The sequence below is a fragment of the Lacimicrobium alkaliphilum genome (assembly GCF_002591895.1).
Taxonomy (GTDB): Bacteria; Pseudomonadota; Gammaproteobacteria; order Enterobacterales; family Alteromonadaceae; genus Lacimicrobium; species Lacimicrobium alkaliphilum.
Genome location: NZ_NISX01000006.1, coordinates 40,619 through 55,649 on the forward strand (window position 1 = coordinate 40,619; position 15,031 = coordinate 55,649).

The window sequence follows — 15,031 nt, forward strand, 5'->3', positions numbered from 1 at the left end:
GGCAATATGTTAGCCAGGCTTATTGCTTTTTGTGTTCGTCAGCGCGCACTGGTATTGCTGCTGATGGCAGCCCTTGCGGTTGCCGGTTGGCAGGCCATGCGCAGCCTGAATGTGGATGCGATTCCGGATCTGTCCGATGTGCAGGTGATCATCAAGACCCCTTATCCGGGTCAGAGCCCGCAATTAGTGGAGCAGCAGGTCACTTACCCGCTGGCCAATATTATGATGGCGGTGCCGGGGGCGAAAACCGTGCGCGGTTTTTCCTTTTACGGCGATTCTTATCTGTATCTGATCTTTGAAGACGGTACGGATATTTACTGGGCCCGCTCCCGGGTACTGGAATACCTGAATCAGGCGGCTTCTCAGCTTCCCCCATCGGTGCAGCCACAGCTTGGGCCCGATGCTTCCGGTGTGGGCTGGGTGTATCAGTATGCCCTTAAAGATAGCAGTAATAGTCTGAATCTGGCTCAACTGAAGAGCCTGCAGGACTGGTTTTTAAAACAGGAACTGCAGTCGGTGGCCGGGGTGTCAGAAGTGGCCACGGTTGGGGGCATGACTCAGACCTACCAGATAGTGCTGGATCCGCTCACACTGGCCAGCTATCAACTGTCTGTTAATGATGTGCTTGAGGCCATACGCAACAATAACGCTGAGGCCGGTGGCGCCAGTATTGAGATGGCCGAAGCCGAATATATGCTCAGGGCCAAAGGTTATCTGACCGAATTAGAGGATTTTGAAAAAATTCCTTTGGGCAAGCGAAACAGCGCCCGTATTCCGCTGCAACTCAAAGATGTGGCCGACATTCGCCTGGGGCCCTCGCTGCGCCGGGGGATTGCTGAGCTCAACGGTGAAGGTGAAGTGGTCGGCGGCATTGTGGTGATGCGCAGCGGCGAAAATGCCCGCGAGGTGATCGCCAGAGTTAAAGACAAGCTGCAACAGCTGTCCTCATCCTTGCCAGATGGCGTGGAGGTGGTGACCACCTATGATCGCTCTGATTTTATCCAGCGCTCCGTAGACAACCTGTCTGACAAGCTGATCATGGAGATGGCCATTGTATCCGTGGTGCTGCTGGTATTTTTGTGGCATCTGGGCTCGACGCTGGTGGCCATCATTGTGTTGCCACTGGCTTTGCTGATGGCGTTTTTGGTGATGAAAGTGCTGGGGATCAGCGCCAATATTATGAGCCTTGGGGGCATTGCCATCGCCATCGGTGCGCTGGTGGATGCCGCCATTGTGATGATCGAAAATCTGCATAAGACTCTGGAAAAGTTTGCCGAAAAACACGGCCGCAAACCGGATAAGTCCGAGCACTGGCAACTGGTGATTCAGGCGTCACAACAGGTAGGCCCGGCGTTGTTTCTGACCCTGTTGATTATTACCGTCAGTTTCTTTCCGGTGTTTGCGCTACAAGGTCAGGAGGGTAGGTTGTTTACGCCACTGGCACTGACCAAGTCATTCGCCATGGCCGCTTCGGCCTTGCTGGCGGTCACGCTGGTGCCTGTGCTGCTGGGATACTGGGTACGGGGTAATATCGTCCCTGAGCACCGCAATCTGCTGTCCCGCTCACTGATTGCCCTGTACCGGCCGGTTTTGCGTGCGGTGCTGGCCTTTCCTAAGTTAACCTTGTTGCTTGCTGCTCTGTTGCTGGCGTCTGGTTATTACCCGCTGACACATCTTGGTAAAGAGTTTATGCCGCAGATCGATGAGGGCGATTTACTCTATATGCCCACCACGCTGCCGGGAGTGAGTGCCGGCAAAGCCGCCCAGCTTCTGCAGCAGACAGACAGGTTGATCAAACAATTACCTGAGGTGAAAACCGTATTCGGCAAAGTGGGCAGAGCAGAGACCGCCACCGACCCGGCGCCACTGACCATGCTGGAAACCACGATTCAGCTGAAACCCAGAGATCAGTGGCGCAAGGGCATGACACTGGAAAAGCTCAAGCAGGAATTACAAAACAAGGTTCAGTTTCCGGGGCTGACTAATGCCTGGGTACAGCCGATTAAGACCCGCATCGATATGCTTTCCACCGGCATCAAGACTCCTCTGGGCCTGAAAATATCCGGCCCGGATATGGCGCAGATCGAACAGATCGGCCAGCAGGTTGAGAAGCTGCTAAACCAGTTGCCTGCCACCGCATCGGTCTATTCTGAACGGGTTGCCGGTGGCCGTTATCTGGAACTGGAGCCTGATCTGAATGCCCTGGCGGAGTACGGCATGAATGTCAGCAAACTGCATGATCTGGTGCGCTACACCATCGGCGGTATGGAAGTGGATCAGGTGGTCAAAGGTAACGAGCGCTATCCCATTAATCTGCGTTTTGCCAGGCACTGGCGTGATAATCTGGACAAGCTCAGAGAGCTTCCTGTCAGCACCGAGGAGGGCGCCTATATTCCACTGTCGAAACTCTCAGCACTGGAGATAGTGGAAGGCCCGGCGATGATCAAAAGCGAGAACGCGCGTCCGGTTGGCTGGACCTTTATTGATATTCAGGATGTTTCCATCGGCGAATACCTGCAACAGGCCAGAGCGCTGCTGGATAAAGAGTTGCAGTTACCGCCGCGCTACACGGTATCCTGGTCAGGTCAGTATGAATCACTGCAAAGGGTGGAAGCCAGTCTGGCGAAACTGATTCCGCTGACCTTGCTGATCGTTCTGATCCTGCTGTTTATCACTCTGTCGAGCTGGAAGCAGAGCCTGGTGGTGATGCTGACCTTGCCGCTGGCGCTGACCGGCAGTCTGTGGTTACTCTGGTATCTGCAGTTTAATCTCTCTGTGGCGGTGGTGGTGGGCATGATCGCCCTGGCCGGTGTGGTGGCCGAATTCGGGGTGATTATGTACCTGTATCTGAACCACGCCTGGCAGGACCAGCAACTAAAATCCTTAAGTGGTCTGTACGAGGCCATTATTGAGGGGGCGGTGCAGCGGATCCGGCCTAAGGCCATGACAGTGCTGACGGTGATCGCCAGCCTGCTGCCCATCATGCTGACCACAGGCACCGGCCATGAGGTGATGCAGCGTATCGCCGCGCCTATGCTGGGCGGCATGATACTGGCACCATTGGTGTCATTACTGGTGATCCCGGTGTTGTTTTATTTAAGCGAGCGACGGGCCGTGGTGCAGAATCAAAACTGACCTTTTGTAATCCCCGATACTGCGAAATAGGGTACCGGGGATCATCATCTCAGCCGGTCATTTTCTGCAGACACACTTGAATAGCCGGTATAAGTAAAGAGGTGATATCCACGTTATTCGATGAGTGTGGAATAGTATTACAAGTGACCAGTTGACCAATGCCGGTTTGTTTCAGCAGTTGATCGGACTGATTGGCAAAGATGCCATGCACTGCTGCGGCATCTATTTTGCTAAAACCTTGTTGTTGTAACGCTTTGACGGTTTGCACAATCGTCTGACCGCTGGAAATGACATCATCAATAATTACCGCGGTTTTGTGCCTGTGCTGTTGCAGATCCGGAAGGCTGATGGTTACATCCCTGTCACCAAAACGTTGTTTTGTACCGATCACATAAGCATGGCCACTGTCTCTGGCAATGGCCTTAACCCACTGTTCACTTTCTTCATCGGGCCCCACCAGTAATAATGACGACTTTGGCTTCAGCCAGTCAGCCAGTGCCGGAGCGCCCTGCACGACCACAGAGGGCACTGTGTAAATCTGACCCAGTGAATGGTAACGGTGCAGGTGCGGATCAACCGTGACCAACCAGTCAATATGTGTCGATAAAGCGCCTGCAAAGACTCTTGAGGTGACCGCTTCACCCTGCTGAAAACGGATATCCTGGCGCATATAACTAAGATAGGGCACTACAATCCCTACGGAACGACAGCCCAGTTCCCTTAAGGTTTCGGTCAGAAATATTAACGGCAGGTATTTATCGTTTGGTTGGCACAGGTCAATAAGCACAATGCAATCCCGTTGGCTCACCTGTGTATCAATACGCAGATAACTCTCTCCATCCGGGAATAACCGGGTATTAAGTTTGCCGGTCTCGGCATTCAGAACTTCAGGCAGAGACTCTGCCAGTGGATGTGAAGACAGGCTGAAGACAATAGGCGCTGAGGTCATTACTGAGTTTCCTTAATGCTGAAAATCTCGGCCTGTTGATAAAAGGCCATGGCATAGTCCAGTTCTCCCTGTGAATTGCTGTACAAAGTAAACAGAGGGGCGTCAGTGGTTACCATTTGTCCTACTTTCGTATGCAGGTACAACCCGGCAACCGGACTTGATGGGGCACCGGCCAGTTTTGCCAGTCTGGCCAGCTGACGGTTATCGATGGCGTTTATCATGCCATTATGTTCCGCCTTTTCTGTATGTTGGTATTTTGCAGGTGATATTTTTTTCACCTCTCCCTGCGCCTTTATGATTCGCTGAAACTGCTTCCAGGCCGCACCACTGTCGAGCAAATCTCTGGCTTTTTCCAGCCCGGATTCCAGACCGCACTGCTCAGCCAGATCAAACAGATGCGCAGACAGCAATAAGGCTCTGTTACGTAAATCTTGCGGGGCATCGGGTTGATTTTGTAATACAGCGAGCAGGTCCCGTGCTTCCAGCACCGGACCAATACCACGGCCTATGGGCTGACTGCCATCGGTGATGACACAACGCACCACCAGAGAGCAGGCTTCGCCAACCTGTTCAAACAATGATATCAGGCGTTCGGCGTCGGTATGGCTGCGTATTTTGGCTGTTTCTCCCACAGGCACATCAATCACCACATGGGTGGAACCTGCGGCTATCTTTTTAGACAATACCGAGGCGATCAACTGGCCTTCGCCATCAAGATCCAGAGCCCGTTCAATACGGATCAGCAAATCATCGGTTGGGCTTAAATTAACCGCTCCTCCCCAGGCAAGACAGGCACCGTTCTGTGCTACGACGCGGCGTATATCCGATATGGATAAGTTCACATTGGCCATAGTTTCCATGGTGTCGGCGGTACCGGCAGGAGAGGTGATGGCCCGCGAGGATGTCTTGGGAATAATCAGCCCGCCAGCGCTGGCAATGGAGACCACAATAGGGGTGGTGCGGTTACCTGGTAAGCCGCCAATACAGTGTTTATCGAATACTTTCTCATGGTCTGGCCAAGCCAGGCGTTTCCCTGAATTGACCATCGCCAGAGTCAGACCAATGATCTCATTTACATTCAGGCGGCTCCCTGCACAGACACTCAGGAAGCTGGCAATTTCTATATCGCTGTAACGGTGCCTACCGATATCCGTGATGATGCCCTGCAGATCATTGTTGGAGAGCCGGTTTCCGAAGATTTTTTTTCTTACTGCTGCTAACGACGACACCACAGGAGCCTGGCTGATATCCAGGATGCTCCCTTCTTCAGCCATTAGCCTTTGCATGGCGACTTTCGATAATCCGGCATAGCCTTTGGCTAATACCGGGTTATCAACAATGTTAAGGGTGGCGATAATGGACTGTCCGTCGCACTCAAGCAGCAGCCTGGAGTTGGCGCTGAAACCCTCCGACTGGCAGATTTCACAGTCTTCCCGCATGTAGATGACCGGTTCATGATGGGTATTGATACCCATATCTATGGCCTTGAGGGTATTACGCTTTTTCATTGGCTTTTATAATCATAAATCCATACTGTAACGAACATATTGATAACGCAGTATAGCGAATAGCATCAGTACATGGTTGATGTGGATCAACCGGTTTATTCCAATTGCCCTCACAGGGTATGTGTTATCGCTGTCAGGTCGTATAATGACATGGCTTTTGGCAATTTGATGAATCCGGATGCAGCAACTTGAGTTTTTCGATATTCCCAGCCCCTGTATTGGCGTCTGCCAGTCAGGTAAGACCGGGTATTGTCTGGGTTGCTATCGTTCCAGAGATGAACGGCTTTACTGGCATCAACTGGATGATGAGGTAAAAAGGCGTATCATCAAAGCCTGCAACAGACGTAAACGTAAAGCAGAGCTTGCTGCACAGCCTAAGAATGATCAGGCGAAAATGCGGCAGGGAACGTTGTTTTTGGGAGGTGAGGAATAATGCGCAGTGCACAAGACGTAGCCAGGTATGCGGGTCAGTCTTTCGCTTTACCACAAAGCTGCTCGAAAATACGCAGCCTGCTCGATGATCCCATTACCGATTCAGCAGACATTGCCGATGTGATTGCGCTGGATCCTTCCTTAAGCTCAAAGTTGTTAAAACTGGCCAACAGCGCGCTGTTCCGCTTCCCTGCGCAGGTTAACTCTATCACCAAGGCGGTCAATGTCATCGGCGGTGAGGCGCTGTATAACCTTGCTCTGGCCGAAACCGCCAGTTCTGCTTTCCGTCATTTTGCCAATGATGCGGTGGATGTTCGCCGCTTCTGGCAACAGAGTGTGTTTGCCGGCCTTGCTGCCAAACAACTGGCCCGGGTCAGCAAGGTCAGAGGAAGCGATGAGTATTTTGTCGCCGGTTTATTACATCAGCTCAGCGAGTTGGTGTTAGCAGCCCAGCAGCCTGAGCGTGTATCAGAATGCAGTAAATATGACGAACAGGAACTGCCCTGGCAGAGACAGCAGCGCTTGCTCGGTTTTACCTACACGCAGTGCTCGGCTTTAATTCTGCAACAGTGGCAGCTTCCCAATCAGTTCAGCTATATCATTGAGCATATGCATGATGAGGTTAAAATTGCCTGTGGCAAAGATCTGGCCATTGGTCATCTGAGCTTCAGGCTTGCACTTCATATGGTCGATGCCCGTTACAAACTGGATAACCTGCTCTCGCCAGTGGCGTTGAAGAAACTAAAGCTGGAGCCCACTGATGTGCAGGACATTATTAAATTTACCCGGATGGATGCCCATAAACTCCTCGCTGTAATGAATCCGGAACTTTTCTGACAATCCGGCAAGATTATCCCCAGCTTTGCCCTTTCCAGTGAACACAAACTCAGATCTGCCAACCGTGATCTCTATTATGCGAAACTAAACAGTTTACGAGCACAGAGTAGAGAGCGATACAAATCTTCCTCAGGCAATTGAGAATGGTTCTTATCTTATTCATAAGCTTTATCAATTTTTAAACAACATCATTGCTATTTATATTGGCTATAAGTGATCTAAAGGTCAGTTAAATTTAATTTTGTGTTTTAAACACTTATAATCCCCCGGTTTAAGTTATCTGTGCACAGATATTTCAATCCTGAGATGTCAGTTGCAGCCTATTATGAGGACCACATAGTGTTAGAAGCATATCGTCAACACGTTGCAGAACGCGCCGCTGAAGGTGTCCCCCCCAAGCCATTAAATGCCGAGCAGGTTACCAGCCTGGTTGAATTGTTGAAAAATCCCCCCAAAGGTGAAGAAGATTTTCTGTTGGAACTGATTTCCGAGCGGGTGCCGCCGGGAGTGGATGAAGCTGCCTATGTGAAAGGTGCTTTTTTGGCTGCAATCGTCCGTGGTCAGGACAGCTCTCCTCTTATAAACAAAGATGCCGCAGTGCAGCTGCTGGGAAATATGCACGGTGGTTATAATATCGAGCCGCTGGTGGAATTGCTGGATAATGATGATCTGGCAGAGCAGGCTGCAGAGGAACTCAAACATACACTGCTAATGTTTGACGCGTTTCATGATGTGGAAGAAAAAGCCAAAGCGGGTAATCAGTATGCCAGGGAAATCATTCAATCCTGGGCAGATGCCGAATGGTTTACCAGCAAGCCAGAGTTGGCTGACAAGATTACCGTTTCCATCTTTAAAGTGACCGGTGAGACCAATACTGATGATTTAAGTCCGGCTCCTGATGCCTGGTCACGCCCTGATATTCCTCTGCACGCCCGTGCCATGTACAAAATGGAGCGTGAGGGCCTGAAACCAGAACAGCAAGGTGAAATTGGACCTCTTAAGCAAATCGAAGAGATCAAAGCGAAGGGCCATCCTGTTGCCTTTATCGGTGATGTAGTGGGCACCGGTTCTTCGCGCAAATCGGCCACTAACTCGGTGCTGTGGTATTTCGGTGAAGATTTGCCAGGCGTACCCAATAAGCGCAGCGGCGGGATCTGTTTCGGCTCCAAGGTGGCACCGATTTTCTTTAATACCATGGAAGATGCCGGTGCATTGGTTTTTGAAGCCGATGTGGACAAAATGGAAATGGGCGATGTGATCGACATCTACCCCCATGAAGGTGTGATTAAAAACCATGAAACCGGTGAAGTACTGGCGGAGTATAAATACAACTCTAAAGTGATCCTGGATGAAGTGCGTGTAGGTGGTCGTATCAATATGATCATCGGCCGTGGTTTAACCGAGAAAGCCCGGGAGTCTCTGGGCTTGCCGCCAGCGGATTTCTTCCGCACGCCTGAACAGCCTGCTGATTCAGATAAAGGTTATACCCTGGCACAGAAAATGGTAGGTCGCGCCTGTGGCGTTGAGGGAATGCGTCCCGGTACCTACTGTGAGCCAAGAATGACCACCGTAGGCTCTCAGGACACCACCGGCCCCATGACCCGTGATGAGTTAAAAGACCTGGCCTGTCTGGGTTTTTCCGCGGATCTGACTATGCAGTCTTTCTGCCACACTGCTGCTTATCCCAAGCCGGTGGATATCGATACCCAGCACACGCTGCCGGATTTTATTATGAACCGTGGCGGTGTGTCTTTGCGCCCCGGCGACGGCATTATTCACAGCTGGCTGAACCGGATGCTGCTGCCTGATACGGTAGGCACAGGTGGTGATTCTCATACCCGCTTCCCGCTGGGGATTTCCTTCCCGGCCGGTTCCGGCCTGGTGGCTTTTGCCGCGGCAACCGGAGTGATGCCGCTGGATATGCCGGAGTCGATTCTGGTGCGCTTCAAAGGCAAAATGCAACCCGGTATTACGCTGAGGGATCTGGTGCATGCCATTCCTTTGTACGGCATTAAAAACGGTTTACTGACCGTAGCTAAAAAGGGTAAGAAAAATGCTTTCTCCGGGCGGGTTCTGGAAATTGAAGGCCTTGAGCATCTGACCGCGGAGCAGGCTTTTGAACTTTCTGATGCGTCAGCCGAGCGTTCTGCTGCGGGTTGTACCATTAATCTGTCAGAAGAGTCTGTGGCGGAATACCTGCGCTCCAACGTCACTATGTTGCGCTGGATGATCAATGAAGGCTACGGCGACCCACGGACGCTGGAACGTCGGGCTGAAAAGATGGAAGAATGGTTGGCCAATCCACAGCTGATGCGCGCAGATAAAGACGCTGAGTATGCTGAGGTAATTGAGATCGACTTGAATGACATCAAAGAGCCTATCGTCTGTTGCCCGAATGACCCGGATGATGCAAAAACCTTGTCTGAAGTGGCCGGTGACAATGTGGACGAGGTGTTTATCGGTTCCTGTATGACCAACATTGGTCACTTCCGTGCAGCCGGTAAGCTTCTTGAGCAGAACAAAGAGCCACTTAACACCCGGTTGTGGATGTCACCGCCCACCAAGATGGATCAGGCTCAGTTGATGGAAGAGGGGTACTACAACATATACGGTCGTGCCGGTGTTCGCACAGAAATGCCGGGTTGCTCGTTGTGTATGGGGAACCAGGCCCGGGTGGAAGCCGGAAGCACCGTATTGTCTACCTCTACGCGTAACTTCCCCAACCGTCTCGGGGATGGTGCCAACGTGTACCTTACCTCTGCTGAGCTGGCGGCAGTTGGTGCGATTATTGGACGTATTCCTACGGCTGAAGAGTACCTGCAATACGCCAGTAAGATTGACTCCATGTCTGCGGATGTCTATCGCTATCTGAACTTTGACCGTATGGATGAGTTTAAGAAAGCAGAAGCGTCGGCGAAAGAGAATATTATCCCCACGCTTAATGTGGCGTGATATAAGCGAGTCTGAGAATTAATAGAGCCGGGTCTATCCCGGCTTTTTAGTGGATACCTGCAAACGTCTGCGTCCCGCTATATCCAGTCCTGCCCCATTACCGTGCAATCGAATTTGTTGGGTTGCCCTTCTTCTGCTCTGTATTACCCCGTATCCCCGTTACTGTCATACTCTGGCTATACATTAGTGCTGCAATATCAATGGCCTGGAATATGCTTTAGTTCTCTGTCTGATGATGACAATAAATAGCTATAGGTAACTTCCAGCCAACTTGCTAAGGTAGATGCCACAACACGTAAAAGGACACACAATGAAAGTATCCCGTGCTCCGAAGATCCCAAGAGATCGAAGGAATGATTACAGTTCAGAATCCGCACAGCAACGTCGGGAGTTTCTGCAACAGCAAACCGGTGAGCCTCTCGAACAGACCGGTCAGTTCAGTATTGACCCACAGGTACTGCCCGGCAATATTGAGAACTTTATCGGTATCGTGCAGATGCCGGTGGGTATAGCCGGGCCTTTGCATATTAATGGCGAATACGCTCAGGGGGATTTTTATGTGCCACTGGCGACAACTGAAGGCACATTGGTGGCCAGCTACAGCCGTGGTATGCGGGTACTGAACGAGTGCGGCGGGGTGACCACTACTGTGGTTGAACAATTTATGCAGCGAGCCCCCGCTTTTTTGTTTGAAAATGCCCGCCAGGCCAGGGACTTTGGGCAGTGGGTCAGTGACAATTTCAGCAAGATTGCGGCTGTGGCAGAAAGCACCAGCAGCATTGCCAGACTGATGCATATCGAACAGTGGTCGGTAGCGCGGAGCCGTTATCTGCGCTTTAACTACACCACAGGTGATGCTGCCGGTCAGAATATGGTCAGTAAGGCAACCTTGATAGCCAGTGAATGGATTAAGGAAAATTCGCCCATCCCTTGTGATTATCTGCTGTCAGGTAATATGGATACGGATAAAAAACACTCTCACCTGAATATGATCCATTCCCGTGGCCGCAGAGTGATCGCCGAGGCGGTGCTTAAAAAAGATGTGGTTAAACGAATGCTGCATACGGATACAAGAATGATGGCCAGAGCTGCTGTCATGTCTAACACCGGAGCCAGGATAGCGGGCGCTGCCTATAACGGGCCCCATTCAGCTAATGGTATTGCTTCTCTTTTTATTGCCACCGGGCAGGATGAAGCCAATGTGGTTGAATCCCATGCGGGCCATCTTTCCCATGAACTACTGGATAATGATGATTTATATATGTCGGTAACTCTGCCATCATTAATCGTTGCCACCTATGGCGGTGGAACTGGTCTGCCAACCCAGAAAGAATGCCTTAATCTGATGGATTGCTATGGTAAAGGTAAAGCCAATAAACTGGCAGAAATTGTGGCTGCCACAGTATTGGCGGGCGATATCTCTCTGGCCAGTGCGGTGATCGCCGGACACTGGGTGTCCAGTCATGATCGATTGGGCAGAAACAGGCCTTAACCTAAATCGTTGTATCATCAATACGAGTGAGAGCTGTGAGAAAGATATTCAGAATCGGAGTGTTGTTATCTGCCTGTTTGGCGTTGTCATTACAGGCCAGTGAATTTGGCCAGGTTCAGATTAAGGTAGCCGGCAAGGTGCTGACACTGGAGCTGGCACAAAGTCCCGAGCAAAGGGCCAGAGGGCTGATGCACCGCGAGTCCTTATGTGATGATTGCGGGATGCTATTTGTGTACCGCGAGCCGCGGTTATTATCTATGTGGATGAAGAATACGCTGATTCCCCTGGATGTGGCTTTTGTGGATGAACAGGGTGAGATTCTGGTAATTAAGCCCATGCAGCCCCGTGACCTGACTCCTGTAGGCACAGAACAGGCCGCCAGCTATGCCTGGGAAATGAATCAGGGGTGGTTTCGCGACAATGATATTCAGGTGGGAGATCGTTTCGAAGTACTTGAAGCTCAGTAGTCAGGAAGCTGGTCTTATTAGTGTTTTATGGCAATCTCGGATAGAGTTGATGAACAGTATTTTTGATAGTAGTGATAACAAGGAGTGAATATGTCTGATTCTCTTAAAGTTGATGAAACCGGTATCAGCCAGGATTCCAAGAACCTGGCATTGTTAAATTGGATAGGGACCATTTTCTTTGGTTTTATTCCGGGGCTGGTGCTTTATTTTATAAAAAAAGAAGACGCCTACGTATTTGATCAGGCGAAGGAATCTCTGAACTGGTCGATTACTGCGGGATTGATTTATCTTGCCGCTGTGATCCTCACTTTTGTGCTGATTGGCGCGTTGTTGTTTCCCATTCTTGGTATCTGCCATCTGGTATTTTGCATTATGGGTGCGGTTGCTGTGAATGACGGAAAGTTATTCCGCGTACCCTTTGCCCTAAGGCTGATCAAGTAAGTCTAAGCAATGCTGGAACACGGCGAGTATAAGCTGGAGCTGCAAGGTCAGGTACTGCATACCTGGCCGGAGGGTAGTTTTAACCGTCCGGGCTTACTCAGATATCAGCGGGGAGTGCTGGCCGCTGCTGGGCCTGTCGAAAACTGGATCCTGTTTGAACACCCTAAAAATGTTGCGGCCGTAACCAATGAGGCGATGGACGCACTGGGTGAAACTTATAAGCTGATCAGCCAGCATGGCTGTATTGGCATTGCCTGTGAAGTTGGCCCGCTGTTTAAAGACAGAATTAATCAGGGCTTCCGGCCTCTGTTGGATATTCCGTTGCTGGCCAGTGATAACGAGCGCGAGCTGGAAGAGTTTATTGCTAAATTGTTGTGAAACCCGGTGGCGAAGGCCACCGGAATGATAATATAATATTTAGGCTTAATGCCAGTCAGTTAAGCTAACAGGCATTTTCTATACCCTTTCAAATACTCTGGCAACTCAGAGAGCTTTGCTGTCCCTGCAGGTATGACACACCGTCCGTGGTGTGCCAGTGACTTTTGCATTGGGCATCCCTGCCCAATGCCTTTCAGGCCAGCTAAAGCTGTCCAATTTGGTTCCCGACCAAATTGTCTTTGCTCGTGCAAAGAAAAGTAACCAAAAGAAAGCACGCCCCTAACGCCACACTAAGTCCGGCCATGGCTTGGTATTCAGGCGGCTTAGCCGCCTTAACCGCGAATACAGCTTCCCGTTGCAGAAGCTGGCTTACCCAACTGGCGAAAAGGGACGTTCGCCAGAGGCCGCCACCCTTACATGGATGTTACCTAAGGCCGGTGCGACAAATTCTTCGGGAAAGAATTTGAACATCGGAGGAACGACGATGGCCCGGAGGGGGAGTGCCAGGGATGGCACGAATAACAGTAAGCCTGCTTCGGAAACGGAATCAGAAGCTGTCCTGAGCGAGGGACTTTTCGGTTACCTTTGTGTCCTTACAAAGGTAACTGGCTCGAAGGGACGAGAGACATAAAAGACAGGGAGGTCGATGTCTCTTTAAACCTCAATCCCAACCATCAGGCCTTTAACTGCCCTTTTTAAACAGATCTTTTATCTTGTCTTTGGCCTTTTCTTTCAGCTCTTCCGTTTTTTCATCCACTTTTTCTTTTAGTTTTTCTTTGGCTTTAGCTTCCAGTACTTCTTTGGCTTTCTGTTTGGCCTGGCGGGTCAGATTGCTGAGCATACTGTCGAGGATGGCTTTACCTACCTGATCGGCTGGCAGGCCATCGGGTAAACCCACAGGGTCTGAACTGAACGTGGGCAAAGTCACTTCATAGCGTTTTTTATCCAACTGCAGTTCCTCAATATTCAGCCCCTGCAGATCCATAGACTCAAAATCAATGATCAGCCGGGTATCGCGAATACTGATATTCTTTACTGCAACCAAGGGTGACGGACCGGTTTCTTCGGTACTTTGCTGTTGCTCAGGCAACATAGCCTGAAGGTTATTTTTGAGTACCGTCAGGTTGGCTTTGCCTGCTGAGTCCACTTCATACAGCACCGTGGGTTTGTCCACTATCAGCGATTCCACCGTATAAGGCTCTTGTGTGGAAACCTGCAAATCCAGACTGATTTCTCCGAGGCTGAAGGCACTGTTATCTGAATAGCCCTGAGGGTTAGGAACATTAAAGCCCGCGATAGTGATACTGCCCTCACGCAGCGCTACCGCTACCGAGTCTACCGTTACCTCGGTCTGGAATGCTTTGCTGCCCTGTGTTTCCATCTGGGTGCGAATAAGCTCATCCAGATTAGAGGCCATATACACCACGCCAGCGGCGATTAATGCGATAACGATTACCATGCCGATCAGTAGCTTTTTCATATTGATTCCCTTTAATGTTGGTTGAAGTTAATGACTGTATCTTATGTTAGCCCAAATTGTCAGGTTCTGAGGCCTCCGGTATGCAGTGCCAGGATCCTGCTGCCGGGGCTAAAATAATCTCCCGCTATTAATTGCTGTAGTGCAAAAAATAGCTTGCCGCTGTATACCGGTTCAATATTGATGCCGGTTTGCCGGTTAAAGTCCTGGCAAAATGTGGTTAATTCAGCAGAGACCTTTGCATAACCGCCACAGTGAAACCGGTGCAGTATTTGCCATGGTGTGAGAATACCCCCGGGCAGTAAATCAGTAACCAGTCGCTCCAGGTAACCTTCGCCTTTCAGTACGCCAATACCAATTAGCGTGGATAAGGGCTGAGCGGTGATTAATCCGGCCAGAGTGCCGCCACTGCCCACCGGGGTGACGATGGCATCAAATTCTTCTGTCAGCTCAGTATAAATCTCACCTACACCGGCCAGTGCCTGTTTCTGGCTGCCCCCCTCCGGGATGATCAGAGCCTGTGGGTAAGCGCTTTGCCATTGCCTGATAAAATCAGGCTCTGTGCGTCTGGCATAAGTTTTCTTATCCAGAAAATGTATCTGAGTTGCCCAGCTTTGCAGATCCTTAAGTGTGGCAGTGGGGTGCTCGCTGTAATCTCCCCGAACCAGTGCGATAAGCCGAATATCCAGCTCCATGCAGGCATAACTCAGTGCGTGCAGGTGGTTGGAATGACCACCACCGAAGCTGATAATCTCTGTGACCCCGTTATCTATCGCGCCGCTCAGAGCATATTTTAGTTTGCGCCACTTGTTGCCACTGATCACCGGGTGAATCAGATCGTCACGTTTAATAAACAACCTGAGCTTTTCACTGCCGGGCCAGTTCACTTTAAGACGCTGCACTGGTGAGGGAGTAACGATATTTAGCTGTTGCTCGATAGTTGCGGTCATTCCGCCCCAATTT

At 50.6% G+C, this 15,031-nt stretch carries 12 protein-coding genes; 8 read left to right on the top strand and 4 right to left on the bottom strand.

Translation table 11 applies throughout. From position 1 onward, the window contains the following. Window positions 1-6 precede the first annotated feature (6 nt). A complete protein-coding gene (locus CDA54_RS07335) occupies window positions 7-3,135 on the top strand; it encodes an efflux RND transporter permease subunit (protein WP_099034347.1) in 3,129 nt (1,042 codons plus the stop codon). A 49-nt stretch (window positions 3,136-3,184) separates the two neighbouring features. Here the strand turns inward: CDA54_RS07335 and CDA54_RS07340 are convergent, their stop codons facing one another. Both CDA54_RS07340 and CDA54_RS07345 read right to left on the bottom strand, forming a co-directional pair. After that, a complete protein-coding gene (locus CDA54_RS07340) occupies window positions 3,185-4,084 on the bottom strand; it encodes a ribose-phosphate diphosphokinase (RefSeq protein ID WP_099034348.1) in 900 nt (299 codons plus the stop codon). After that, window positions 4,084-5,592 carry a thymidine phosphorylase family protein gene (locus CDA54_RS07345; protein ID WP_099034349.1) on the bottom strand — a complete coding sequence of 503 codons (1,509 nt, stop codon included), beginning with the start codon at window positions 5,590-5,592 and terminating at the stop codon, window positions 4,084-4,086. Before CDA54_RS07345 ends, CDA54_RS07340 begins: the two co-directional genes overlap by 1 nt. Before the next feature lie 178 nt (window positions 5,593-5,770). On the opposite strand from CDA54_RS07345, the gene CDA54_RS07350 reads away from it, so the two are divergent. The 7 genes from CDA54_RS07350 to CDA54_RS07380 all read left to right on the top strand — a co-directional run bounded on the left by CDA54_RS07350 (window position 5,771) and on the right by CDA54_RS07380 (window position 12,591). Further along, window positions 5,771-6,025, top strand: a complete 255-nt coding sequence (locus tag CDA54_RS07350) for a DUF1289 domain-containing protein (protein WP_099034350.1) — start codon at window positions 5,771-5,773, stop codon at window positions 6,023-6,025. Then, window positions 6,025-6,861, top strand: a complete 837-nt coding sequence (locus CDA54_RS07355; protein WP_099034351.1) for an HDOD domain-containing protein — start codon at window positions 6,025-6,027, stop codon at window positions 6,859-6,861. The genes CDA54_RS07350 and CDA54_RS07355 overlap by 1 nt, the downstream gene beginning before the upstream one ends. Window positions 6,862-7,200: 339 nt before the next feature. Beyond that, window positions 7,201-9,813 (top strand): bifunctional aconitate hydratase 2/2-methylisocitrate dehydratase, encoded by a 2,613-nt coding sequence (acnB, locus tag CDA54_RS07360; RefSeq protein WP_099034486.1) that lies wholly within the window; start codon window positions 7,201-7,203, stop codon window positions 9,811-9,813. 310 nt (window positions 9,814-10,123) lie between these two features. Then, complete coding sequence (locus CDA54_RS07365; protein WP_099034352.1) at window positions 10,124-11,305, top strand: hydroxymethylglutaryl-CoA reductase; 1,182 nt, start codon at window positions 10,124-10,126, stop codon at window positions 11,303-11,305. 35 nt (window positions 11,306-11,340) lie between these two features. Further along, window positions 11,341-11,772 (top strand): DUF192 domain-containing protein, encoded by a 432-nt coding sequence (locus CDA54_RS07370; RefSeq protein ID WP_229748113.1) that lies wholly within the window; start codon window positions 11,341-11,343, stop codon window positions 11,770-11,772. A 90-nt stretch (window positions 11,773-11,862) separates the two neighbouring features. Beyond that, window positions 11,863-12,213, top strand: coding sequence for a DUF4870 domain-containing protein (locus tag CDA54_RS07375; protein WP_099034353.1), 351 nt, complete (start codon window positions 11,863-11,865; stop codon window positions 12,211-12,213). A gap of 9 nt (window positions 12,214-12,222) precedes the next feature. Further along, on the top strand, window positions 12,223-12,591 hold the full coding sequence (locus CDA54_RS07380; protein WP_099034354.1) for a hypothetical protein: 369 nt from the start codon (window positions 12,223-12,225) through the stop codon (window positions 12,589-12,591). A gap of 682 nt (window positions 12,592-13,273) precedes the next feature. Here the strand turns inward: CDA54_RS07380 and CDA54_RS07390 are convergent. Then, complete coding sequence (locus CDA54_RS07390; protein WP_099034356.1) at window positions 13,274-14,071, bottom strand: DUF748 domain-containing protein; 798 nt, start codon at window positions 14,069-14,071, stop codon at window positions 13,274-13,276. A gap of 59 nt (window positions 14,072-14,130) precedes the next feature. Continuing rightward, a complete protein-coding gene (locus CDA54_RS07395; RefSeq protein ID WP_099034357.1) occupies window positions 14,131-15,018 on the bottom strand; it encodes a 1-aminocyclopropane-1-carboxylate deaminase/D-cysteine desulfhydrase in 888 nt (295 codons plus the stop codon). Window positions 15,019-15,031: the final 13 nt, after the last annotated feature.